22 protein-coding genes are annotated in these 22,223 nt (G+C 66.0%); 15 read left to right on the top strand and 7 right to left on the bottom strand.

Annotated elements, in window-relative coordinates; genetic code table 11:
• Positions 1–2: 2 nt before the first annotated feature.
• Both ACH2CY_RS22690 and ACH2CY_RS22685 read left to right on the top strand, forming a co-directional pair.
• On the top strand, positions 3–2,936 hold the full coding sequence (locus tag ACH2CY_RS22690) for an HD domain-containing phosphohydrolase (protein ID WP_395021929.1): 2,934 nt from the start codon (positions 3–5) through the stop codon (positions 2,934–2,936).
• A 10-nt stretch (positions 2,937–2,946) separates the two neighbouring features.
• Entirely contained in the window at positions 2,947–3,459 is a 513-nt protein-coding gene (locus ACH2CY_RS22685; protein WP_395021928.1) for a cupin, read from the top strand.
• 1 nt (position 3,460) lies between these two features.
• On the opposite strand, the gene ACH2CY_RS22680 is transcribed toward ACH2CY_RS22685, so the two are convergent.
• The 3 genes from ACH2CY_RS22680 to ACH2CY_RS22670 are packed head-to-tail and all read right to left on the bottom strand — an operon-like array spanning position 3,461 to position 6,085.
• Entirely contained in the window at positions 3,461–4,288 is an 828-nt protein-coding gene (locus ACH2CY_RS22680; protein WP_395021926.1) for a DUF4886 domain-containing protein, read from the bottom strand.
• A gap of 4 nt (positions 4,289–4,292) precedes the next feature.
• Entirely contained in the window at positions 4,293–5,288 is a 996-nt protein-coding gene (locus ACH2CY_RS22675) for a dipeptidase (protein WP_395021925.1), read from the bottom strand.
• Positions 5,289–5,314: 26 nt separating this feature from the next.
• Positions 5,315–6,085, bottom strand: a complete 771-nt coding sequence (locus ACH2CY_RS22670) for an SDR family NAD(P)-dependent oxidoreductase (protein ID WP_395021924.1) — start codon at positions 6,083–6,085, stop codon at positions 5,315–5,317.
• Positions 6,086–6,202: 117 nt separating this feature from the next.
• On the opposite strand from ACH2CY_RS22670, the gene ACH2CY_RS22665 reads away from it, so the two are divergent.
• On the top strand, positions 6,203–7,423 hold the full coding sequence (locus ACH2CY_RS22665; protein ID WP_395021923.1) for an MFS transporter: 1,221 nt from the start codon (positions 6,203–6,205) through the stop codon (positions 7,421–7,423).
• Here ACH2CY_RS22665 and ACH2CY_RS22660 read toward each other — a convergent pair.
• The 4 genes from ACH2CY_RS22660 to ACH2CY_RS22645 all read right to left on the bottom strand — a co-directional run bounded on the left by ACH2CY_RS22660 (position 7,411) and on the right by ACH2CY_RS22645 (position 13,334).
• Positions 7,411–7,959, bottom strand: a complete 549-nt coding sequence (locus ACH2CY_RS22660) for a hypothetical protein (protein WP_395021922.1) — start codon at positions 7,957–7,959, stop codon at positions 7,411–7,413. The two genes, ACH2CY_RS22665 and ACH2CY_RS22660, sit on opposite strands and share 13 nt — an antisense overlap.
• Positions 7,960–8,324: 365 nt before the next feature.
• On the bottom strand, positions 8,325–9,758 hold the full coding sequence (locus tag ACH2CY_RS22655; protein WP_395021920.1) for a C69 family dipeptidase: 1,434 nt from the start codon (positions 9,756–9,758) through the stop codon (positions 8,325–8,327).
• 75 nt (positions 9,759–9,833) lie between these two features.
• Entirely contained in the window at positions 9,834–11,561 is a 1,728-nt protein-coding gene (locus tag ACH2CY_RS22650; RefSeq protein ID WP_395021919.1) for an SUMF1/EgtB/PvdO family nonheme iron enzyme, read from the bottom strand.
• Positions 11,562–11,600: 39 nt separating this feature from the next.
• Complete coding sequence (locus ACH2CY_RS22645) at positions 11,601–13,334, bottom strand: SUMF1/EgtB/PvdO family nonheme iron enzyme (protein ID WP_395021917.1); 1,734 nt, start codon at positions 13,332–13,334, stop codon at positions 11,601–11,603.
• Between the two features lie 496 nt (positions 13,335–13,830).
• On the opposite strand from ACH2CY_RS22645, the gene rpsL reads away from it, so the two are divergent.
• Genes rpsL through rpsC form a run of 12 tightly spaced genes read left to right on the top strand, consistent with a single transcriptional unit; the run spans position 13,831 to position 22,216 of the window.
• Entirely contained in the window at positions 13,831–14,202 is a 372-nt protein-coding gene (rpsL, locus tag ACH2CY_RS22640) for a 30S ribosomal protein S12 (protein WP_395021916.1), read from the top strand.
• A gap of 12 nt (positions 14,203–14,214) precedes the next feature.
• Positions 14,215–14,685 (top strand): 30S ribosomal protein S7, encoded by a 471-nt coding sequence (rpsG, locus tag ACH2CY_RS22635; protein WP_395021915.1) that lies wholly within the window; start codon positions 14,215–14,217, stop codon positions 14,683–14,685.
• 23 nt (positions 14,686–14,708) lie between these two features.
• Positions 14,709–16,784: an elongation factor G gene (gene fusA / locus ACH2CY_RS22630; protein ID WP_395021914.1), complete on the top strand. Its 2,076-nt coding sequence runs from the start codon at positions 14,709–14,711 to the stop codon at positions 16,782–16,784.
• Positions 16,785–16,808: 24 nt separating this feature from the next.
• Complete coding sequence (tuf, locus tag ACH2CY_RS22625) at positions 16,809–17,999, top strand: elongation factor Tu (protein WP_395021912.1); 1,191 nt, start codon at positions 16,809–16,811, stop codon at positions 17,997–17,999.
• A 13-nt stretch (positions 18,000–18,012) separates the two neighbouring features.
• Positions 18,013–18,327: a 30S ribosomal protein S10 gene (gene rpsJ, locus ACH2CY_RS22620; RefSeq protein WP_379953391.1), complete on the top strand. Its 315-nt coding sequence runs from the start codon at positions 18,013–18,015 to the stop codon at positions 18,325–18,327.
• Positions 18,328–18,334: 7 nt separating this feature from the next.
• Entirely contained in the window at positions 18,335–19,027 is a 693-nt protein-coding gene (gene rplC / locus ACH2CY_RS22615) for a 50S ribosomal protein L3 (RefSeq protein WP_395021910.1), read from the top strand.
• Between the two features lie 12 nt (positions 19,028–19,039).
• Positions 19,040–19,672 carry a 50S ribosomal protein L4 gene (gene rplD / locus ACH2CY_RS22610; RefSeq protein ID WP_395021908.1) on the top strand — a complete coding sequence of 211 codons (633 nt, stop codon included), beginning with the start codon at positions 19,040–19,042 and terminating at the stop codon, positions 19,670–19,672.
• Positions 19,669–20,001: a 50S ribosomal protein L23 gene (locus ACH2CY_RS22605; RefSeq protein WP_395021907.1), complete on the top strand. Its 333-nt coding sequence runs from the start codon at positions 19,669–19,671 to the stop codon at positions 19,999–20,001. The genes rplD and ACH2CY_RS22605 overlap by 4 nt, the downstream gene beginning before the upstream one ends.
• Positions 20,002–20,019: 18 nt before the next feature.
• A complete protein-coding gene (gene rplB, locus ACH2CY_RS22600) occupies positions 20,020–20,850 on the top strand; it encodes a 50S ribosomal protein L2 (protein ID WP_395021905.1) in 831 nt (276 codons plus the stop codon).
• 12 nt (positions 20,851–20,862) lie between these two features.
• The gene (gene rpsS / locus ACH2CY_RS22595; protein WP_395021903.1) at positions 20,863–21,153 is read left to right on the top strand and encodes a 30S ribosomal protein S19; all 291 of its coding nucleotides are present in this window, start codon (positions 20,863–20,865) and stop codon (positions 21,151–21,153) included.
• Positions 21,150–21,539: a 50S ribosomal protein L22 gene (gene rplV / locus ACH2CY_RS22590; protein WP_395021902.1), complete on the top strand. Its 390-nt coding sequence runs from the start codon at positions 21,150–21,152 to the stop codon at positions 21,537–21,539. The genes rpsS and rplV overlap by 4 nt, the downstream gene beginning before the upstream one ends.
• Positions 21,539–22,216: a 30S ribosomal protein S3 gene (gene rpsC, locus ACH2CY_RS22585; protein WP_395021901.1), complete on the top strand. Its 678-nt coding sequence runs from the start codon at positions 21,539–21,541 to the stop codon at positions 22,214–22,216. The genes rplV and rpsC overlap by 1 nt, the downstream gene beginning before the upstream one ends.
• Positions 22,217–22,223 lie beyond the last annotated feature (7 nt).

Here is a 22,223-nt window from a genome sequence, read left to right as displayed (position 1 = left end):
GCATGCGGCCCAAACCCAAGGGCTTTTCGCTCTACGCCTACATAGCAACGCTGTTCGTGGCGCTCCTGTTCGCCTTCGCGGCGGTCACGATCACGGCGCAGTACATCCAGACCCGGAACATGCTGCTGGTCTCCGCGGGTGCGCTGTTCGAGCGCATCGGGGAGCAGACCCGGCAGGGCCTTGGGCGCATCACCGAGCCGGCGATCCTCAGCGTGCGACTGCTTTCGCGCTCCTACCTGGTGACGGCGCGCAGCGAGGAGACGCGATTCGCCACCTCCCGGATCATGGTCGAGGCGCTGCGAGGCGGGGCGGCGCTGCAGGCCGTCTATGTCGGCTATGACGACGGCGACTTCATCTTGATGCGCACCGTCGATCCCAAGTCGGAGTGGGGGCGCTCGATCGCGCCGCCGCAAGCTGCAGCCTATCTGGCACAGAGCATCACGCATGATGCGGCCGGGAAGGCGGTCGGACGGTATCTGTTCTACGACAGCGAGATGGTCTTGCTCGAGAACCGGCTGATGCCGGGATATGTCTACGACCCGCGCGAGCGCGGCTGGTACAAGGCGGCGATGCAGCGGCCGGGGCCGACCATGAGCGCGCCCTATCTCTTCTTCACGACGCGGCAGATCGGCGTCACTTTCAGCGAGCGCAGCGCCGACGGCGGCGTGGCGGTGGGCGTGGATGTCACGCTGGACTCGCTCTCGGACGTGCTGCAGGCGTCGAAGGCGACGCCGTCATCGCTGCTGGCCATTGTCGATGAGAAGGGGCACGTGCTGGCGAGCAGCGAGGGCAAGCTGCCCTCGATCCTCGATGCCGCGGGCGCGCCGGTGCTGCCGAACGTCGCCGATCTGAACCAGCCGGTGCTGGAGCAGGTCGCCGGGCGGGCCTACGCATCGCAATCGGCGACCAACAGCTTCGATGTCGGGAGCACCCGGTGGCAGACCTTCTACGCGCCGCTGATCAGCGGCACCGAGCCGATCTCGCTGGCGATCGCCACGCCGCAGGATGAGATCCTGGCCGAGGCCGACCGGCAGCGCGCCTGGATGCTGCTGATCAGCCTGGTGGCGCTCACCGCCGCGACCCTGGCGGCGCTGGTCATCGCGCGGTTGATCAGCCGCTCGCTCGACCGCCTGACCCAGGCGGCGCGCGACTTCAACGCCTTGAAGTTCGACCGGCCGTTCGACGTGCAATCCTTCGTGGTCGAGATCGACCGGCTGGCCGTGGCAATGGGTGCCATGAAGAACACGATCAGCCGGCTGCTGGCGATCGGCGCGCTGCTCGGCGGCGAGAAGAAGTTCGACCGCCTGCTGGACGAGATCGTCGCCGAGACCATCAACATGACCGGGGCGCGCGGCGGCATCGTCTATCTCTCCGAGCTCGACGGCTCGTTGATCGGCGCGTTGGCGCGGTTCGACGGCCGCCAGCTCGGCGGCGCGCCGCCGCCGGCGCTCCGTGCCGGCGTGAATGACGATCATCCGGCGGTGCAGGCGGCGACCCGCCGCGCCACCATCGAGACCGAGGTCACGCCGCAGCAGGTCGAGCGCTGGTATCCCGGCTTCGAGCATCGCCAGACGTTCCGGGTAATGGCCGTGCCCCTGAAGAATCGCGAAGGCGACCTGGTCGGCGTACTGATGCTGTCCGACAATCCGGAGATCCGCCAGGCGGAGGCGACGCGGGCCGACGTGCAGGCTTTCGTCGAGGCGGTCTCGGGCACCGCGGCGGTGGCGATCGAGACCAATCGCCTGATCGAGGAGCAGAAGCGGCTGATGCTGGCGATCATCGAGCTGCTGGCCGGTGCGATCGACGCCAAGAGCCCCTATACCAGCGGCCATTGCCAGCGGGTGCCGGTGCTGGTGGAGATGCTGGCCCATGCGGCGGAGCAGGCGACCGAGGGCCCGTTCAAGGGCTTCAAGCTCAGCGACGAGCAATGGGAGGAGCTGCACATCGCCGGATGGCTGCACGATTGCGGCAAGGTGACCAGCCCCGAGTTCGTGATCGACAAGGCGACCAAGCTGGAGACCATCACCGACCGGCTGCACGAGGTCCGCATGCGTTTCGAGGTGATCAAGCGCGAGGCGGAAGCGGCCTGCTGGAAGGAGATCGCCGAGGCCGGGCTCGACGGCGACGCGCGGCGGGAGCGGCTGCAGGCCTTGCAGCGGTTGTGGAAGACCCTGGACGAGGAGTTCGCCTTCATCGCCGAAAGCAACCTCGGCGGCGAGTTCATGGCGCCGGAGAAGGTCGCGCGGGTGAAGGCGATCGCCGGGCGCCGCTGGACCCGCACGCTCGACGACCGGATCGGCCTCTCCCACGAGGAGACGGAGCGCAAGGCGCGCACGCCGGCGCCGGCGCTGCCGGTCCAGGAGCCGCTGCTCGCCGACCGGCCGGAGCATGTCATGGTCCGCGGCGAGCGGGACCGGATCACGGCCGACAATCCCTGGGGCTTCAAGGTCGATGTTCCCGACCTGCTCTACAACCGCGGTGAGATCTACAATCTCACCGTCGAGCGCGGCACCTTGACCGAGGAGGAGCGGTTCAAGATCAACGCCCATATGATCGAGACCATCCGCATGCTGAACCGCCTGCCGCTGCCGCGGCATTTGCGCAACGTGCCGGAGATCGCCGGCGGGCATCACGAGAAGATGGACGGCACCGGCTATCCGAAGCGGCTGACGCGCGCGCAGATGAGCGTGCCGGCGCGGATGATGGCGGTGGCCGACATCTTCGAGGCGCTGACCGCCGCCGACCGGCCCTACAAGAAGGCGAAGTCGCTTTCGGAATCGATTTCCATCATGGCCAGGATGCGCGACAATGCGCATATCGACCCGGAAGTCTTCGATCTGTTCCTGGCCTCGGGTGTTTATCGCCAATATGCGGAGCGCTTCATGCAACCGGAGCAGATCGACGCGGTTCTCATTCAGAACTATCTGCGTGCCTGAGGAGCGCCCCATGGTGCAGACCCTGTCGAAGCCGGAAACCCTGCTGCTGCAGCCGGGCAAGCTGACGCCCAACAACCCGCGCCTGCCGGTGCTGCTCTATCGCAACGCGGTGGAAATCTCCGGCAGCGATCCCGCCGCGAAGTTCGAGGCGATGTTCGACCGCAACGGCTGGCCCTCGGCTTGGCGCAACGGCGTTTATGCCTATCACCACTATCACACCGGCGCGCATGAGGCCCTGGGCTTTGCCGGCGGCAGCGCACGGCTGCTGCTGGGCGGGCCGGACGGCGTGGAGGTCACGGTGAATGCCGGCGATGTCGCGGTGCTGCCGGCCGGCACCGGGCATTGCAAGCTGGAATCGACCGGCGGCTTCCTGGTGGTCGGCGCCTATCCGCCGAACCAGCAGCCCGATCTCAACCGCGATGCCGCGACGCCGGAGATGATCGCGCGGATCGCGGCCCTGTCCTTCCCCAATTCCGACCCGGTCTCCGGATCCGGCGGGCCGCTGACCACGCTCTGGCAATAGCTCAGCGGTTGACGGCCTGCACCAGGACCGCGGCCGCGGCGGCCGACATGCCGAAGGGACGATAAGTGGTCTCGGCACCGGAGCGATGGGTGAAGTAGCGGTAGAAGGTGAGGGCCGCCAGATAGGTGCCGGCGTAGCTCGCGTGATGCAGGTCGCGCTGGTAGAGATCCGTGGCGCCCGCCTGCACTGCAAAACTGTAGGATCGCGCCACCCGGACAACCGGCATCCCCAGCTCTTGCGCCAAGGCCGCGGTCGCGCGCTGGGCCTCGGCCGACATTTCCTTGAAGGTCTTGCCGTAGCAGCAATAGCTGCGATCCGTGTAGGACTGGGCGCCGTCGAGATCCGGCCAAGTCTCGAACAGGATCGGCTGGGCCTTGAGCGGGCTCAGCGCATAGTTCCAGTCGAGCGCGTTCTCGCGCGCCTGCTGGACCCAGCGCGGCAAGGAGTACCAGAGGCTCCGCTCCTGCAGCACCACGTAGTCGGGGCGATTGGCCTGCGCCCAGGCCAGGGCGTCGGTCTGCTTCAGCATGCTGCGCAGGTCGGCGCCCGGATAGGTGACGGCCTTGACCGAGAGCTGCACCGGGTTGCCGGGATCCGCCGCGGCGATGTTGACCAGCATCGCCGCGAGATCGTTGCCCGAGGTGAAGCTGTTGCCGACGAAGAGGATGGTGATGGTCCGTGCGGTCTGCGGGGTCTCGCCCGAGTGCATCACCGCGTCGCGATCCCAGTCGCTGAGGATGTAGCGCCCGCCGAAGCGCGGTGCATTCAAGACCGCGAGGAAGCTCAGCGCGATCGCCAGCGCGACGATCAGGCCATTCCTGAGGGTCATCCGCCTATTTCCAGACCGCCCTCGCCACGCGCAGGAAATTGCCGCCGAGGATGCCGGTCGTCTCGGCGTCGCTGAAGCCGCGCTGCAGCATGGTCTCGACGATCTCGGGCAGCTGCTCCGGCGGCAGGTAGAGCGAGGCGGTCTGGTACTCCGCCTTCGGCCAGTAGCGGCTGTTGCCGCTGACCAGGTCGTCGACGTTCTCGGCATCGAAGGCATAGTCCAGCGAGATGCCGACATGCGCCGCGCCGACCAGGCCGGCGACATGGGCTACATGGTCGACGAAAGTCTTGCTGCTGATGTCGTTGCGGCCGAGGAAGTTGCCGATCCCGTTGATGCCGACGACGCCGCCGGTCTTTGCACAGGCCCTGATCTGCTCGTCGGTGATGTTGCGGCCATGGCCCCAGAGCGCCTTGGCGCAGGAATGCGAGAAGATGACCGGCGCCGCCGAGGCTTCCATCGCCTCCATGGTGGTGCGATAGGCGCTGTGCGAGCAATCGACCAGCATGCCGACCCGGTTCATCTCGGCGATCACGGCGCGGCCGAGCGGGGTGAGGCCGGTATCGGCGTCGTGGCAGCCGCCGCCCACCAGGTTGTTGAGATTGTAGGCGAACAGCATCTGCCGCACGCCGAGTTCGTAATAGACGTTGACCATGTCGGCGCTGCCGTTGAGCGCGTTCATGCCTTCGAGGTCGAAGGCGACGGCAAGCTTGCCCGCCGCCTTGGCCTGCAGGATGTCCTCGGCGGTGCGGACCAGCAGATACTGCTCCGGCCGCTGCTGCAGCCAGGCACGGAATCCGGCCAGGACCGCGAGGCTCACCTGCCAGTCGATCACGTCATAGCCGACATTGATCGAGAGGTAGTGCACGCCGGATTTCGCCCAGCGCTGCAGGTTTTCCAGGCGATGGGCGCCGCCGACCGGGTCGAAGCCGGCATGGTCGTCCCAGACCAGGGCCTCGCGGTAAAGCTTGCGGGCGCGATCGCTGATGGCAAGGCCGGGCATGGTGTCCGTGGTCTCCCCGTTGAATTTCAGATTGCGGTGTTGCCGCCGTCCACCAGCAAGGTGGTGCCAGTGATGAAGCTCGCCTCGTCGCTGGCGAGAAAGGCGACGGCGGCGGCGATCTCCGGCGGCTGGCCGACCCGGCCCATCGGGATGACGGCGCCGTTCTCCTTCAAGCCCTCGGCGGCGCTCTTGCCGCGATGGGTGATGCCGGAGAGCAGCATCGGCGTCTCGACATCGCCCGGCGCCACCGCGTTCACGCGGATGCCCTGGCGCGCGTGATCGACGGCGAGCGCCCGGGTCATCTGCACGACGGCGCCCTTCGAGGTGCAATAGGCGAGCTCGGCCCGGCCGGCGACGAAGGCCCAGTCCGACGCGATATTGACGATCGCGCCGCCATGGTCGCTGGCATCGAACTGCGCGATCATGCGGCGCACCGCGGCGCGAGAGAAGCGGAACACCGCCTCCACGTTGACCCCCATGACCCGGGCGAAGTCCGCGTCCGAGGTTTCGAGCACGGTGCCGCGATGCACGATGCCGGCATTGTTGACCAGGATGTCGATCCGCCCGAAGCGCTGCACGGTCTCCTGCACAAGCTGGTCGGCGATGCCGGGCTCGGTCACATCGCCGGCGATGAAGCCGGCATCGAGCTTCTTCGCCAGCTGTTCGCCGCTGTCGCTGTTCCGGCCGGTCAGCAACAGGCGCGCGCCCTCCGCGGCGAAGCGCTCGGCAATGGCCAGTCCGATGCCGGAGGTCGCCCCGGTGACCAGCGCCGCCTTGCCCGCCAATTTCCCAGCCATTGTATCCTCACAATTAAGCAGACCCGCCATCGGCGCGGTCGCCCCCCTGAGGAAATATCATAGCAAGATCGGCGATTTGTCGCGGACAATCCGGCCCAAGAATCGCCAGGGGAAATCATGACAGCGCAGCACGCGCCGGACAGTCTCTATGCCTGGGGCCGGGTCGCGGCCTCGCTCGGCCTCGCGACCGTGGGCGGGATCGGGCTCTGGGCGCCGGTCGTGGTGCTGACCACGATCGAGCAGGAGTTCAACGTCGGGCGCGCCGGCGGATCGCTGCCCTATACCGCGACCATGGTGGGCTTCGCGATCGGCGGCATCACCTTGGGGAGGCTGGCCGACAAGTTCGGCATCCTGCTGCCGCTGCTGATCGGCGCCGCCACCTTGGGCCTGGGCTTCATCGCCGGCGCCTTCAGCACCAGCTATTGGCAGTTCATCGCCATCCAGGCGGTGCTGATCGGCATGCTCGGCTCCAGCGCCACCTTCGGGCCGCTGGTTGCCGACACCACCCACTGGTTCCACCGCAACCGCGGCATCGCGGTGGCGATCGTCGCCAGCGGAAACTATCTGGCCGGCACGATCTGGCCGCCGTTGCTGGAATACGCGATCGCGCACTACGGCTGGCGCGACGCCTATCTGGGCATCGGCATCCTCTGCCTCGTCACCATGCTGCCGCTGGCCTTGTTCCTGAAGCGGCGGCCGGAGATCGCCGACCATCATCCGGTCAACGCCAACGGTGGCGGCAACGGCTCCAGTGCGCATCAGCTGCTGCCGGCACCGAAATTCCTGCAGCCGCTGCTGATGCTGGCGGGCGTCGCCTGCTGCGTCGCCATGTCGATGCCGCAGGTGCATATCGTCGCCTATTGCACCGACCTCGGCTACGGGCCGGCGCGCGGCGCCGAGATGCTCTCGGTGATGCTGGGGATGGGCGTGATCAGTCGCCTGGGCTCGGGGCTGATCGCCGACAAGATCGGCGGGGTCGGCACTTTGATCCTGGGCTCGGTGCTGCAATGCGTGACCTTGCTGTTCTACATCCCGTTCAACGGCCTGACCTCGCTCTATGTCGTGTCGGCCTTGTTCGGCTTGAGCCAGGGCGGGATCGTGCCGAGCTACGCGCTGATCGTGCGGCAGTATTTCCCGGCCCGGCAGGCCGGCGTGCGGGTCAGCCTGGTGCTGATGTCGACCGTGATCGGCATGGCGATCGGCGGCTGGATGACCGGCCTGATCTTCGACTGGACCGGCTCCTACAGCGCCGCGTTTCTCAACGGCATCGCCTGGAACCTGCTCAACATGTCGATCGCCCTATGGCTGCTGTTCCGCGGCCGCGGTCAGAAGGCGTAGAGCGCGAGACCGATCAGATGGGTGACGCTCTCGCCGTCCTCTGAAAGCGGCAGCATCATCACGCGATAGCGCAGGTAGCCGCCGCGCGGATCGCTCCAGGCCAGGCTGGATTCGCGGATCCAGACCTTGCCCTCGAGCGTGCTGATGTAGTGATGCTCGATCGCGACGATATCGGCGGTGGTGCCGATCTCATCGACATAGGCGCCGGCGCGGGTCGGCTCGCGGTCGACGATCGCCTGGCCGAGCAGTCGGTAGCGGAAGCGCGGTGCGCTCCGGCCCGGAACCTCGACCACATCGACCAGGAACACGTTGGGCAGCAGCTTGACGCCCAGCGCCGCCGGGTCGATCTCGCTGCGCGCGGGATAGCGGCCCTTCGCCGCGGCAATGGATTCCCAGGTGCGGAGCAACTGGCCCCAGAACGGCTCTGCGCCGGACTCGATCTCGCGGCGCGCCGCCGGATCGATGTCGATCCGGCCGATGCGGGCGCGACCGGCACCGGTTCTCGGGTCGCGCTGATTGAAAGACGCACTCGGCATGATTCGCTTTCCTGCGGCGCAGCTGCCCCCACGGCATCCAGCCCGCTGGCATTCGACCCTTGTCATCGGAAATGAAATGGGCGCGACCGGATTCGATGCGCGCCCTCCAATTGGCGCTGTGAATGAAGGATGCGCATTGGATTGGCAACGCCACCCCGCGCATGCGAGTCATGCAATCCGTGAATGCAAGTTCAAGAAGTCTTTACACTTCTCACACCACCTTATGTGGCGGGCGGTTGCGTGCAATAGAAGTTCGCGCCGCGCCGTCGACAAGCAAGTTTCGCTTCAAGGCCGGCGGGATCCCCACGGAAAGGTGATCGGCGGCATGCGCAAATCTCAGCGGCGGCGCCGGGCGCAGGGATGACTTACCAAATCTGCTCCGGCGCGCCGGGCTCAGCATCGGTCCGAATCCCGAACCGTGCCCGGGTGCGGGCTTCAATGCTCGCAGCCAACGCTTCCGCCAGCGCCAGGGCGCTCATCAGCTCGCTCTGTCCGTAGTAGGTCAGATAGCCGCAGGCCAGATCCGGTTCGCCGGATGCGAGCAGGATTTCGGCGGTGCGCAGCACCGAGGGCTGGGCCGCGACGAGGCGGCGCTCCACCGCGGTCCAGGTTTCGGTCACCTCCGGCAGGAAGGCTTCCTGGTTCTGGAACAGGAGATAGAGCAACCGTTTGAACACGGCCGCGGCCGAGCGGGTGGACTCGATCCCCTGGGGCACCGTCGAGACCGAGTCCGGTCTTCCGTTGCGTGCATGGCGCAGATCCAGGAAGCGCGCATCCTCGCCCGCGGTGAGATAGCGATGCTGACGATACTCCTCCGGCACCGCGCGCATGCCCATGAAGACCGGCACGAAGGGTGCCGCGACCGCGCCGACCTGGGTATGCCAGAGAGTGCGCAGCGCGTCGTGGCGCGGATGCTGCAGCGGCATGACCTGGCCGTAGCCCGCGGTGTCGCCGGTCAGCTTCTCGGTGCGGACCGCCCAGAAGATGTCGTGTAGGCCGATCTTCTCCGGCCGCGCGGCCCGCGCCTGCATCTCCGCCTCGATCCATTGCACGCCGGCCCAGGGTCCCTTGCCGTCGCCGTAAACCTGGTTGAAATCGAACGGCGTACCGTCCTGATACCAGCCCTGCTCACGCGCGAACGAGACCAGGTGCGGTGCATAGAGGAAATCCGGATGGCCCGGCTGCTCGATCGGGATCACGCCGATGAAGCCGGGGCGCGAAGCGCGGATGCTGTCGGCGCCGAGGCGTTCCGCCGCCCAGAGCTTCTGGGCGCCGGAACATTCGATCACCACCCAGGCCTCGTCGGGGTCGGCGATCAGGTGGGAATTGCCGCCGTAATCCGCATAGCCGTGCTCGGCGATCATCGCGGCGATGAGTTCGACGCCCTCGCGCGCGCTGTGGGCGCGTTCCAGCACCAGGCGCGCGAGGTCGCTGTAGTTCGGGCCGGTCTGGGTCGGCGGCGTCATTGCAATCAAGTCCGCGCGCGAGGTCGACCAGATGTCGCGCACCGCGACGCCGTGCTCGTTCAGGCCGCCGTTGGTCAGCGGCGCCGGCACGCCCTTGTAGTAGCTGTAGCTGACGCGAATATGCCGTGCCGTCTCCGGCACCTGCGGGATCTCCAGCAGCAGGCCGGGCATGTCGGCGGCCGGTGTCACGCCGACGGTGATCATCTCGCCCGCGCCGTGCCGGCGCCGCGGCTCGATCTCCAGCCAATGGCTGGAAGGCTCGTCGCCGTAGCCGGCGAGATAGGCGATCCCGTCCGCGGTCCGATTCTTGCCGATATAGAGACCGTAGCTCATCTGACGTTTCCCATCGCACTCTGCTGTTGCGTCAATAGCAGACGCGGTGCGGCGATGGAAAGCCGGGCGGGTGCTTTAGAGGTCGCGCGCCAGGCGGAAGCCGAGCGTGGCCTCGCGGCTGTTCGGGCCGCCCTTGTCCCGCATGGCGAAGCGGCTCTGCCAGGCGTTGTTGAGATAGCCGCTGCCGCGGAGGCCGCGCTCGCTGCAGCCGTCCTCGATCCAGGCGGTGCCGTCGTTGGGTGCCCCGGCATAGCTCGGGTGGTAGCAGTCCGCGACCCATTCCCAGACGTTGCCGATCATGCCCTTGAGGCCGAAGGCATTCGCCGCCAGGGCATCCACCGGCGCCGTTTGCGCGAAGCCGTCGTCGCAGGGCATGCCGTCTTCGACCAGCGGATACTTGGTCTTGCCGCTGGCATCGAAGACATTGGCGGTGCGGCAGCCGTTCTTGGCGAAAGGCTCCTCGCCCCAGGGCCAGCTGCCGTTGCGCCCCGCACGCGCGGCGTATTCGAACTCCTGCTCGCTCGGCAGGCGATAGTTCCGGCCGGTCTTCTGGCTGAGCCAGGCCGCGTAATCCTGCGCGTCGGTCCAACTGACGCAGACCGCGGGATGCCGTCCGCCCTGCTCGATGCCGGGGCGCATGAAATCTGCATTGGGGTCGCTGACACCGTCGCCGCCATCGGCGATGAAGCAGCCTTTCTCGGGCTCGCGCTTGGTCTGCAGCACGAAGGCGGCGTAATCGTCGCGCGTGACCTCGGTCGTCATCAGCGCGAAGGGCAGGGGGATCGTGACCTCGGTCTGCGGTCCCTCATTCTCGCGGTGGTTTCCGTCCGCAGTGGCGGAGCCGAGCTGGAAGCGCCCGGCCGGGATCACCACCATCTCCGGGCAATCCGCGCAGTCGGTGAAGGGCTGTCCGGGCGGCGCCGGCAGGGCCAGGCTCTGGCTGCGGGTAACCGGGGGCTGCGATGGTTCGACTGCGGCGACTTGCGCCGGCGCCGGCGCTGCAGTTGCGACCGTCGTATCGCCCGCCGATCCATCGCTGGGCGTCCTGAAGTAGAATTCGCCGGTGAGAGAGGAGGAGTCCCAGGGCACCTGCTTGTTGCCGGTCTCGTTCATCACCGCGACCCGCACCTGGCGGAACAGCAGCTCCAGGGGCAGCTGCTTGCTCTCGATCGCGGCCGCCAGCGCCTCTGAATAGGGGCTGTTGCTGCCGCTGCCGTCGAGCGCCGCCTGCCCCGGCGCGGTCGAATAGGCGATGAAGCTGCCGGTCGGCGCATCCATGCGCGCCAGCCCGTCCTCCGCCGCCGAGCGCGTGGTCGCGGGCAGCGGGTTGTTGCGGCAGGCATCGAGGATGATGATGTTCATCCGGTTGCCGGCATATTCCATCTGCTTCAGCACCCAGTTGGCGTCGACCGCCTCCATCTCGACATCGGCCTGGCTTTCGATCGCGGCGCCGGTCGGAATGAGAAAATTCTTGCCGTCCACCTGCACGCCATGGCCGGCGTAGTAGAAGAGACCGACGGTATCGGTGCCGGCCGCCGCGAGCGACTGTCCGAAATCGGCGAAGGCGCGCTTCATCGTCTTCTGGTCGGCGTCGATCACCGTGTTGACTGCGAAGCCGGCCGACTGCAACGCCTTGGTGATGAGTGCTGCGTCATTCGGCGCATTGGCGAGCGGGCCGATCCCGCCGCCGTAGCTGCCGTTGCCGATCACCAGCGCAAGGCGCGTCTCGGCGACGGCGGAATTTGCGGCCGCGGTCAACAGAACAAGAAGGATGGAGAAGATCCGGAGCGGATGCTTCGCCATGGATCCGAGCGCTCCTGCCCGAAGGGTGAAGAGTCGATCCTAGTCGAGATCCCGCACCAGACGGAAGCCGATGGTCGACTCCCGTCCGTTGGAGGTGGCGGCCCAACGGGTGCTCAGCCGAGAATCCCAGGGATTCTCCAGCCAGGCGCCGCCGCGCATGGGCTGGAACGGACCATCCTCCGCTTTGCCTTCGACCGGCGTCTCGCAGCCCTCCGCCCAGGCGGAGCCGTCGGTCGGCGCACCCTGGTAGGTGTTGTGCCAGCAGTCACTCACCAGCTCCCAGACATTCCCGAGCATGTCATGGACACCGAACGCATTGGCCGGGAACGATCCGACCGGGGCGGTGGTGGTGAACTTGTCGTCGCACTTCAAGGCTTCGTTGATCGGGTACTTCTTGTGCCCGCTTTGATCCATGGCATTGATGAACCGGCAGGCGTTCGCGCTGATGTCGTTGCCCCAGGGATAGGACGTCTTCTTGCCGGCGCGCGCGGCATATTCCCATTCGGCTTCGGTCGGCAGGCGGTAATGCTTGCCGGTCTTGTCGCTGAGCCAAGCCGCGTAATCGGCGGCATCGTAGCCGCTGACGCAGACCACGGGATGGTTGCCCTGTTGCTCGATGCCCGGATGCAGGTAGTCGCCCTTCTCATCCCATTTGCCGTTTCCGCCATCCGACTGCTGGCAGCCGCCGCTGGTGTCGCGCGCGGCGGCCAGGACGAAGGCGTCAAACTGATCCCGGGTGACTTCCTTGGTCATGATGGCGAAGGGTTTGACCGCAACCTTGTGGGTGGGCTTCTCTTCCGGACGATCGGCCTGGTCGCCGGGACCGAAGCCCATGCTGAAGCTGCCCGCCGGGATCGAGACCAGCTCCGGACAATCCGGGCAATCGCGGAACACCTTGCCGGCCGCGATCGCGGGTTCCGGCGTGCGGCTGGTGTCGACGGCGTCGCCACCGCTCGGCGCGGCCGGTTGCGGCGCGGGCGCGAGGGCGGCGCTCTGCTGCGCCGGCGCCGATCCGTCGGGACGCTTGAAGTAGAACTCGCCGGTCAGGGACGAGGCGTCCCAGGGCACCTGATTCTCGCCGGTCGCGTTCATCACGTTGACGCGGACGTTGCGGAACAGCTGCTCGAGGGGCACCCGGTCGCTCTCGATCGCTTTGGCCAGGGCGGCGGAATAGGGGCTGTTCGAGCCCTTGCCGTCCAGCGCGGCGTCCCCCGGCGCGGTCGAATAGGCGAGGAAGCTGCCCTTCGGCGCATCCATGCGCGCCAGGCCCTTCTCGGCCGAGCGCTTGCCGGCCGGCAGCGGGTTGTTGCGGCAGGCATCGAGGATGATGATGTTCATCCGGTTTTCGGCGAACTCCATCTGCTGCAGGACCCAGTCGGCGTTGACCGCCTCCATCTCGACATCGCCCTCCTTGGCAATATCGGCGTTGGTGGGGATCAGATAGTTGGCGCCGTTCACCTGAACGCCATGGCCGGCATAATAGAAGAGGCCGACGGCGTCCTTGCCCTTGGCGGCAAGCGTCTCGCCGAAATCGGCGAAGGCCCGCTTCATCTGCTTCTGGTCGGCGTCGAGCACCATATTGACCTCGAAGCCGGCACCTTTCAGGGCCTTGGCGATCAGCTGGGCGTCGTTCTTGGGGTTGGGAAGGCTGCTGAAGGCGGCGCCGTAGTTGCTGTTGCCGATTACCAGCGCCACCCGCGGCTCGGCCGCCGCCGGGCCGGTCCAGGCCAGCTGACACATCAATAATAAGGAGAGAAAGCCCCAGAGACGCACGCCCAACCTCACCCGCACCGCATACCCGGATAACGAGGCTATGACTGGCGTCCTTCCGGGACAAGTTTAACTATGTTTGCAAGCTCACATTGGAGTAGAGGTCGCGTGGGTTCTGCGGGTCCGGAGGGCGGGATCCGGGGCCTGGAATAGGTGGGTGCACAGATTCGCAAGACTCGAGCTAAGCTGCTGGTTTCGCTAGCGAATTAACCTCTGCGCTTTTCCTTGACGCCCCATCCCCGAATCAATATATTCCGCGCGCCTTTGACGGGGCAGGTGGTGGTTCCAGTCGTCCTCCGGGATGCAACGAACCAGACGCTGCCCCCCTACAAAGCATTGAAATTACATAGCTCTCTCAGTTTGAGGGCAGGCGTACAAAGAGACCGCATCGAGGTATAGCCCGAGAGGGCAGGCCTGGATGTCGGTCGTTTCGCGTATCGCTGTTTGGAAAAGCGCCTGATGGACACGGTCCGGACGCGCACGAGGTGAGGACGAAGTAATGCCGACGATCAACCAATTGATCCGTAAGCCGCGCTCGCCGCTGGTTGGGCGAAACAAAGTGCCGGCTCTCCAGGCGAACCCGCAGAAGCGTGGCGTTTGCACCCGCGTTTACACGACGACCCCGAAGAAGCCGAACTCGGCGCTCCGTAAAGTCGCCCGCGTCCGCCTCACCAACGGTTTCGAAGTCACCTCCTACATCCCCGGCGAAGGCCACAACCTTCAGGAACACTCGGTCGTCATGATCCGCGGCGGCCGCGTGAAGGATTTGCCGGGCGTTCGCTACCACATCATCCGCGGCACGCTCGATACCCAGGGCGTCAAGGACCGCAAGCAGCGCCGTTCGAAGTACGGCGCGAAGCGGCCGAAGTAAGGAGAACGCGAAATGTCCCGTCGTCACGCTGCTGAGAAGCGCGAAGTTCTGCCGGACGCCAAGTATGGCGATATCGTGCTCACCAAGTTCATGAACTGCCTCATGTACCAGGGCAAGAAGTCGGCTGCCGAGACCATCGTCTACGGCGCCATGTCCCAGGTCGAGAAGAAGTCCAAGGGCGACCCGGTGAAGGCCTTCCACGAGGCGCTCACCAACGTGAAGCCGCATCTCGAAGTCCGCTCCCGCCGCGTCGGCGGTGCGACCTACCAGGTGCCGGTCGAAGTCCGCCCGGACCGCGCCCAGGCGCTGGCGATCCGCTGGATCATCGCGACCGCGCGCGGCCGTTCCGAGCAGACCATGACCGACCGTCTCGCCGCCGAGCTGCTGGACGCCGCCAACAACCGCGGCGCCTCGGTGAAGAAGCGCGAAGACACCCATCGCATGGCGGAGGCCAACAAGGCCTTCTCGCATTACCGCTGGTAGAGACGGCGGCTTAGGAACGCATCATGGCGCGCACCACTCCACTCGACCGCTACCGCAACATCGGCATCATGGCCCACATCGATGCCGGCAAGACCACGACCACGGAGCGGATCCTCTATTACACCGGCAAGTCCTATAAGATCGGTGAAGTCCATGAGGGCACTGCCACCATGGACTGGATGGAGCAGGAGCAGGAGCGCGGCATCACCATCACCTCGGCCGCGACGACCTGTTTCTGGCGCGAGCACCGCATCAACATCATCGACACCCCGGGCCACGTCGACTTCACCATCGAAGTCGAGCGCTCGCTGCGCGTGCTCGACGGTGCCGTGACCGTGTTCGACTCGGTTGCCGGCGTCGAGCCGCAGTCCGAGACCGTGTGGCGCCAGGCCGACAAGTACGGCGTGCCGCGCATCTGCTTCGTCAACAAGATGGACCGCATCGGCGCCGACTTCTACCGCTGCGTCCAGATGATCAAGGACCGCCTCGGCGCCAAGCCGCTGGTCGTCCATCTGCCGATCGGCGTCGAAAGCGATTTCGCCGGCCTGGTCGATCTCGTGGCGATGAAGGGCATCATCTGGAAGGATGAGAGCCTGGGCGCCGAGTTCGTGGTCGGCGACATTCCGGACGACATGAAGGAACAGGCCGCCGACTACCGCCACCAGCTGATCGAGGCGGTGGTCGAGACCGACGATGCGGCCATGGAAGCCTATCTCGAGGGCAAGGAGCCGGATCTCGAGACGCTGAAGAAGCTGATCCGCAAGGGCACCATCGCCGGTTCGTTCGTGCCGGTGCTGTGCGGCTCCGCGTTCAAGAACAAGGGCGTGCAGCCGATGCTGGACGCCGTGATCGATTTCCTGCCGTCGCCGCTGGACGTGCCCGATGTGAAGGGCGTGGAAGTGGACGGCGACAAGGAGATGACCCGCAAGAGCTCCGACGACGAGCCGTTCTCGGGCCTCGCCTTCAAGATCATGACCGATCCCTTCGTCGGTTCGCTGACCTTCGTGCGCGTCTATTCCGGCGTGCTGAATGCCGCGACCCAGGTCATGAACACCGTGAAGGGCGACAAGGAGCGGGTCGGCCGCATGCTCGCCATGCACGCCAACAGCCGCGAAGACATCAAGGAAGCCCGCGCCGGCGACATCGTGGCGCTCGCGGGCCTGAAGGCGACCACCACCGGCGACACGCTCTGCGATCCCGCGCACCCGATCGTGCTGGAGCGCATGGAATTCCCGGATCCGGTCATCGAGGTCGCGGTCGAGCCGAAGTCGAAGGCCGACCAGGAGAAGATGGGCGTCGCCCTGCACCGCTTGGCGCAGGAAGATCCCTCGTTCCGCGTCTCCGTGGATCACGAGAGCGGCCAGACCATCATCAAGGGCATGGGCGAGCTTCATCTCGAGATCATCGTCGATCGCATGAAGCGCGAGTTCAAGGTCGAGGCCAATGTCGGCGCGCCGCAGGTGGCGTACCGCGAGACCATCACCAAGACCGTCGAGCACGACTACACCCACAAGAAGCAGACCGGCGGTTCCGGCCAGTTCGCGAAGGTGAAGATCCGCTTCGAGCCGTTGGCTCCGGGCAGCGGCTTCGTGTTCGAGAACGACGTGGTCGGCGGCACCGTGCCCAAGGAATACGTCCCGGGCGTCGAGAAGGGCCTGAAGCTCGCCAAGGAGTCCGGTGTCATCGCCGGCTTCCCGATGATCGACTTCAAGGCGACCCTGATCGACGGCCAGTACCACGACGTTGACTCGAACGTCATGACCTTCGACATCGCCGCGCGCGCTTGCTACCGCGAAGGCATTCCGAAGGCCGGCCCGAAACTGCTCGAGCCGATGATGAAGGTCGAGGTCGTGACCCCGGAAGACTATCTCGGCGACGTGATCGGCGATCTGAACAGCCGGCGCGGCCAGGTGCAGGGCATGGACAGCCGCGGCAACGCGCAGGTCGTCAGCGCCATGGTGCCGCTCGCCAACATGTTCGGCTACGTGAACAACCTGCGCTCGATGAGCCAGGGACGCGCGCAGTACACGATGACCTTCGATCATTATGAGCAAGTGCCGCAGGCGGTTGCGGACGAAGTCCGCGCCAAGATGGCGTAACGCGGCTAGGAACGGAGCAGTCCAATGGCGAAAGCTAAGTTTGAGCGGAACAAGCCGCATTGCAATGTTGGCACGATCGGTCACGTTGACCACGGCAAGACGTCGCTGACGGCGGCGATCACGAAGGTGCTGGCGGAGACCGGCGGCGCGACGTTCACGGCGTACGACCAGATCGACAAGGCGCCGGAAGAGCGCGCCCGCGGCATCACGATCTCGACCGCGCATGTCGAATACGAGACCAAGAACCGGCACTACGCGCATGTGGATTGCCCGGGTCACGCCGACTACGTGAAGAACATGATCACCGGTGCGGCGCAGATGGACGGCGCGATCCTGGTGGTCTCGGCGGCCGACGGCCCGATGCCGCAGACCCGCGAGCACATCCTGCTGGCGCGCCAGGTCGGCGTGCCGGCCCTGGTGGTATTCATGAACAAGGTCGACATGGTGGACGACCCGGAGCTCCTCGACCTGGTCGAGCTGGAAGTGCGCGAGCTGCTGACCTCCTACCAGTTCCCGGGCGACAAGATCCCGATCATCCGCGGCTCGGCGCTCTGCGCGCTGGAAGACAAGCAGCCGGAGATCGGCCATGACGCGATCCTGAAGCTGATGCAGGCGGTGGACGAGTACATCCCGCAGCCGGAGCGTCCGAAGGATCGTCCGTTCCTGATGCCGATCGAAGACGTGTTCTCGATCTCGGGCCGCGGCACCGTGGTGACCGGCCGTGTCGAGCGCGGCATCGTGAAGGTGGGCGAGGAAGTCGAGATCATCGGCCTGAAGCCGACGGTGAAGACGACGGTGACCGGCGTCGAGATGTTCCGCAAGCTGCTGGACAGCGGCGAGGCGGGCGACAACATCGGCGCGCTGCTGCGCGGCACCAAGCGCGAGGAAGTCGAGCGCGGTCAGGTTCTGGCCAAGCCGGGTTCGATCACCCCGCACACCAAGTTCAAGGCCGAGGCCTACATCCTGACCAAGGAAGAGGGTGGCCGTCACACGCCGTTCTTCACCAACTACCGCCCGCAGTTCTACTTCCGCACGACCGACGTTACCGGCACCGTGCAGCTGCCGGCGGGCACCGAGATGGTGATGCCGGGCGACAACATCTCGATGGAGGTGCACCTGATTGCGCCGATCGCGATGGACGAAGGCCTCCGCTTCGCGATCCGCGAAGGCGGCCGCACCGTCGGCGCCGGCGTCGTCGCCAGCATCATCGAGTAAAGGCACCAAGACGATGGACAGCCAGAATATCCGCATCCGCCTCAAGGCGTTCGACCATCGCGTTCTCGATCAGTCGACGAACGAGATCGTGATCACGGCGAAGCGCACCGGCGCCCAGGTCCGCGGCCCGATCCCGCTGCCGACCCGCATCGAGCGCTTCACGGTGAACCGTTCGCCGCACGTGGACAAGAAGAGCCGCGAGCAGTTCGAGATCCGGACGCACAAGCGCTTGCTGGACATCGTTGATCCGACCCCGCAGACCGTGGACGCGCTGATGAAGCTCGACCTCGCCGCGGGCGTCGATGTCGAAATCAAGTTGAAGAACTGAGGCAGCCATGCGTACCGGTCTCCTCGCCCAGAAGATGGGCATGACCCGCATCTTCGCCGCCGACGGCAACCACGTCCCGGTGACCGTGCTGAAGGTCGATCACTGCCAGGTCGTTGCCGTCCGCACGACCGAGACGAACGGCTACAACGCCGTGCAGCTCGGCGTCGGCAAGGCCAAGGTCAAGAACGTCTCCAAGGCGCAGCGCGGCCACTTCGCGAAAGCCAAGGTCGAGCCGAAGCAGAAGCTCGCGGAATTCCGGGTCTCCAAGGAGAATCTCCTGGAAGTCGGCGCCGAACTCTCCGCCGCGCATTTCGTCACCGGCCAGTTCGTCGATGTCGTGGGCACCACGATCGGCAAGGGCTTCGCCGGCTCGATGAAGCGCTGGAACTTCGGCGGTCTCCGCGCCTCGCACGGCGTCTCGGTCTCGCACCGTTCGCACGGTTCGACCGGTAACCGCCAGGATCCGGGTCGTACCTTCCCGGGCAAGAAGATGGCCGGCCATCTCGGCGTCGAGCGCGTCACGCAGCAGAACCTGAAGATCGTCGAGACCGACGTCGAGCAGGGCCTGATCTACGTGCACGGCGCGGTGCCGGGCCACGAAGGTGCCTACGTCCTGGTGAAGGACGCCGTGAAGCGCGCTCTGCCGAAGGAGGCGCCGAAGCCGGCCGCCCTCAAGGGCAAGGCCGAAGCGGCCGCCTAAGGAACAGCGATCATGAAACTCAAGATCACCGACATCGACAGCAAGGCCCACGGCGAGATCGACCTCGCCGACGAGGTCTTCCAGGACATCTTCGGCCGTCCGGTCCGCCGTGACCTCCTGGCCCGTTGCGTCAACTGGCAGTTGGCCAAGCGCCGCTCCGGCAACCACAAGACCAAGGAGATCGGCGACATCTCCGGCACCACCAAGAAGCCCTATTCGCAGAAGGGCACCGGCCGCGCCCGCCAGGGTTCGCTGCGCTCGCCGCAGTTCCGCGGCGGCGCGACGATTTTCGGCCCGGTGGTCCGCAGCCACGCCCACGACCTCAACAAGAAGGTCCGGGTGCTGGCGCTGAAGACCGCGCTTTCCGCCAAGCAGAAGGAAGGCAAGCTGATCGTCTGGAACGGCACCGCCGGCGCCTCGGGCAAGACCAAGGAGCTGACCGCGAAGCTGAAGACCCTCGGCCTGAAGTCGCTCCTGGTGATCGACGGCCCGGCGGTCGATGAGAAGTTCGCCCTGGCCGCGCGCAACATCCCGAATGTGGATGTGCTGCCGCAGCAGGGCGCCAATGTGTACGACATCCTGCGCCGCGACACCCTGGTCCTGACCAAGGCTGCCGTGGAGCACCTCGTGGAGCGTTTGAAATGAGCCGCGCGCGCAAGATCGAAAAGCCGGTCGTGAAGCTCGACGAAGCCCAGATGCTGACCATCATCCGTCGTCCGGTGGTGACGGAGAAGAGCACCCAGGGTTCCGAGCACAACCAGGTGACCTTCCGCGTTCCCTTGGAAGCGACCAAGCCGGAGATCAAGGCTGCGGTCGAGACCATCTTCAAGGTGAAGGTGAAGGCGGTGAACACCCTGCGCGTCCAGGGCAAGACCAAGCTGTGGCGTGGTCGCCCGGGCAAGCGCAACGATTTCAAGAAAGCCGTGGTGACGCTCGTCGAGGGCAACACCATCGACGTGACCACGGGAATCTAAGGGCGGGAATCTGACGTCATGGCATTGAAAACATTCAAGCCCACTTCCGCTGGCCGCCGCCAGCTGGTCATCGTCGATCGGTCCGAGCTCCACAAGGGCGGCCCGGTCAAGGCGCTGACCGAGGGCAAGAAGCGCAAGGGCGGCCGCAACAACTACGGCCGGATCGTGAACTTCCGCCAGGGCGGCGGTCACAAGCAGCGCTATCGCATCGTCGATTTCAAGCGCCGCAAGTTCGACGTGACCGCGACGGTGGAGCATCTCGAGTACGATCCGAACCGCACCGCGTTCATCGCTCTCATCAAGTATTCGGACGGCGAGCAGGCCTACATCCTGGCCCCGCAGCGCCTGAAGGCCGGCGACCAGGTCGTCTCCGGCGAGCGCGTGGACGTGAAGCCGGGCAACGCCATGCCGCTCCGGAACATCCCGGTCGGCACGATCGTGCACAACGTCGAGCTGAAGCAGGGCCGCGGCGGCCAGATGGCCCGCTCCGCCGGCACCTACCTGCAGCTGGTCGGCCGCGACCAGGGCAATGCGCTGCTGAAGATGCCGTCGGGCGAAGTCCGCATGGTCAAGGCCGAGTGCATGGCCACGATCGGCGCGGTCTCCAACCCGGACCAGCAGAACGTCTCGATCGGCAAGGCCGGTCGCGCGCGGTGGCTGGGCAAGCGCCCGACCGTCCGCGGCATCACCATGAACCCGGTCGATCATCCGCACGGTGGTCGTACCAACGGCGGTCGTGCCTGGGTCACCCCGTGGGGTAAGCCGACCAAGGGCAAGAAGACCCGTCACAACAAGAAGACCGACGGTCTCATTCTCCGCCGCCGTCAGGCCGCGAAGAAGAAGCAGTAAGGAAAAGCGAAGATGTCGCGCTCCGTATGGAAGGGTCCGTTTATCGACGGCTATCTGCTGAAGAAGGCAGAGGCGAGCCGTGGCAGCGGACGCAACGAAGTGATCAAGACGTGGTCGCGGCGTTCGACCATCCTGCCGCAGTTCGTCGGCCTGACCTTCGGTGTCTACAACGGTCACAAGTTCCTGCCCGTTCTGGTCACCGAGAACATGATCGGCCACAAGTTTGGTGAATTCTCGCCGACCCGGACCTTCACCGGTCACACCGCGGTCGACAAGAAGGTGAAGAAGGCGCCGTCGGCATGAGCAAGCAGAAAACCGAGCGCAAGCTGAAGGACAACGAGGCGCAGGCTGTCGCCTCGGTGGTCCAGACCACGCCGCGCAAGTTGAACCTGGTGGCGGGGATGATCCGCGGCATGGGCGCCCAGCCGGCGCTGGCGGCACTCACCTTCTCCAAGAAGCGCGCCGCCGGCGACGTGAAGAAGGTGCTGCAGGCCGCGATCGCCAACGCCGAGAACAACCACCAGCTCGACGTCGATCGCCTGTTCGTCGCTGAGGCCTATGTGGGCGGCAGCTTCAAGCTGAAGCGCTTCGCCGCCCGCGCCAAGGGCCGCGGCGTCCGCGTCGAGAAGAAGTGGAGCAATCTGACGGTCGTCGTGCGCGAGCGCGCCGAAGCCGAGGAGACGAAGTAATGGGTCAGAAGGTCAATCCGATCGGCCTCCGGGTCGGCATCAACCGGACCTGGGACAGCCGCTGGTTCGCCGGCAAGGACTACGCGCAGCTCCTCCACGAGGATCTGAAGCTGAAGGAATACCTGCGCGACCGTCTGGCCCAGGCCGGCATCTCGAAGATCGTGATCGAGCGCCCGGCGAAGAAGGCCCGCGTCACCATCCACTCGGCGCGTCCGGGCGTGGTGATCGGCAAGAAGGGCGCCGACATCGAAAAGCTGCGTTCCGATCTCGCCAAGATGACCGGCTCGGAGGTGAGCCTGAACATCGTCGAGATCCGCAAGCCTGAGATCGACGCCAAGCTGATCGCCGAGAACATCGCGCAGCAGCTCGAGCGCCGCGTCGCGTTCCGCCGCACCATGAAGCGCGCGGTGCAGTCGGCGATGCGCCTCGGTGCGCTCGGCATCCGCATCAACTGCAGCGGCCGTCTGGGCGGCGCCGAAATCGCCCGCATGGAGTGGTACCGCGAGGGCCGCGTTCCGCTGCACACGCTCCGCGCCGAGATCGATTTCGGCGAGGGCACGGCAAAGACGACCTACGGCACCTGCGGCGTGAAAGTCTGGGTGTTCAAGGGCGAGATCATGGCGCATGACCCGTTGGCGACCGATAAGCGCGCCAGCGAAGCTCAGCCCGCGCGCTAACGAGGAA

This window comes from Dongia sp. (assembly GCF_041905885.1).
GTDB lineage: Bacteria > Pseudomonadota > Alphaproteobacteria > Dongiales > Dongiaceae > Dongia.
The sequence above is the reverse complement of the archived record's forward strand: the minus strand, read 5'-3'. Positions and strand labels throughout refer to the sequence as shown.

Coding starts and splice junctions, on each gene's coding strand:
- ACH2CY_RS22655 (WP_395021920.1), bottom strand. CDS start 9,758: ATGAGCTACGGTCTCTATATCGGCAAGAATCGGACCGCGGACGGGATC.
- rpsL (WP_395021916.1), top strand. CDS start 13,831: ATGCCGACGATCAACCAATTGATCCGTAAGCCGCGCTCGCCGCTGGTT.
- ACH2CY_RS22685 (WP_395021928.1), top strand. CDS start 2,947: ATGGTGCAGACCCTGTCGAAGCCGGAAACCCTGCTGCTGCAGCCGGGC.
- ACH2CY_RS22680 (WP_395021926.1), bottom strand. CDS start 4,288: ATGACCCTCAGGAATGGCCTGATCGTCGCGCTGGCGATCGCGCTGAGC.
- tuf (WP_395021912.1), top strand. CDS start 16,809: ATGGCGAAAGCTAAGTTTGAGCGGAACAAGCCGCATTGCAATGTTGGC.
- rplD (WP_395021908.1), top strand. CDS start 19,040: ATGAAACTCAAGATCACCGACATCGACAGCAAGGCCCACGGCGAGATC.
- rplB (WP_395021905.1), top strand. CDS start 20,020: ATGGCATTGAAAACATTCAAGCCCACTTCCGCTGGCCGCCGCCAGCTG.
- ACH2CY_RS22665 (WP_395021923.1), top strand. CDS start 6,203: ATGACAGCGCAGCACGCGCCGGACAGTCTCTATGCCTGGGGCCGGGTC.
- ACH2CY_RS22660 (WP_395021922.1), bottom strand. CDS start 7,959: ATGCCGAGTGCGTCTTTCAATCAGCGCGACCCGAGAACCGGTGCCGGT.
- ACH2CY_RS22675 (WP_395021925.1), bottom strand. CDS start 5,288: ATGCCCGGCCTTGCCATCAGCGATCGCGCCCGCAAGCTTTACCGCGAG.
- ACH2CY_RS22690 (WP_395021929.1), top strand. CDS start 3: ATGCGGCCCAAACCCAAGGGCTTTTCGCTCTACGCCTACATAGCAACG.
- rplC (WP_395021910.1), top strand. CDS start 18,335: ATGCGTACCGGTCTCCTCGCCCAGAAGATGGGCATGACCCGCATCTTC.
- rplV (WP_395021902.1), top strand. CDS start 21,150: ATGAGCAAGCAGAAAACCGAGCGCAAGCTGAAGGACAACGAGGCGCAG.
- ACH2CY_RS22650 (WP_395021919.1), bottom strand. CDS start 11,561: ATGGCGAAGCATCCGCTCCGGATCTTCTCCATCCTTCTTGTTCTGTTG.
- fusA (WP_395021914.1), top strand. CDS start 14,709: ATGGCGCGCACCACTCCACTCGACCGCTACCGCAACATCGGCATCATG.
- rpsS (WP_395021903.1), top strand. CDS start 20,863: ATGTCGCGCTCCGTATGGAAGGGTCCGTTTATCGACGGCTATCTGCTG.
- rpsC (WP_395021901.1), top strand. CDS start 21,539: ATGGGTCAGAAGGTCAATCCGATCGGCCTCCGGGTCGGCATCAACCGG.
- rpsJ (WP_379953391.1), top strand. CDS start 18,013: ATGGACAGCCAGAATATCCGCATCCGCCTCAAGGCGTTCGACCATCGC.
- rpsG (WP_395021915.1), top strand. CDS start 14,215: ATGTCCCGTCGTCACGCTGCTGAGAAGCGCGAAGTTCTGCCGGACGCC.
- ACH2CY_RS22605 (WP_395021907.1), top strand. CDS start 19,669: ATGAGCCGCGCGCGCAAGATCGAAAAGCCGGTCGTGAAGCTCGACGAA.
- ACH2CY_RS22670 (WP_395021924.1), bottom strand. CDS start 6,085: ATGGCTGGGAAATTGGCGGGCAAGGCGGCGCTGGTCACCGGGGCGACC.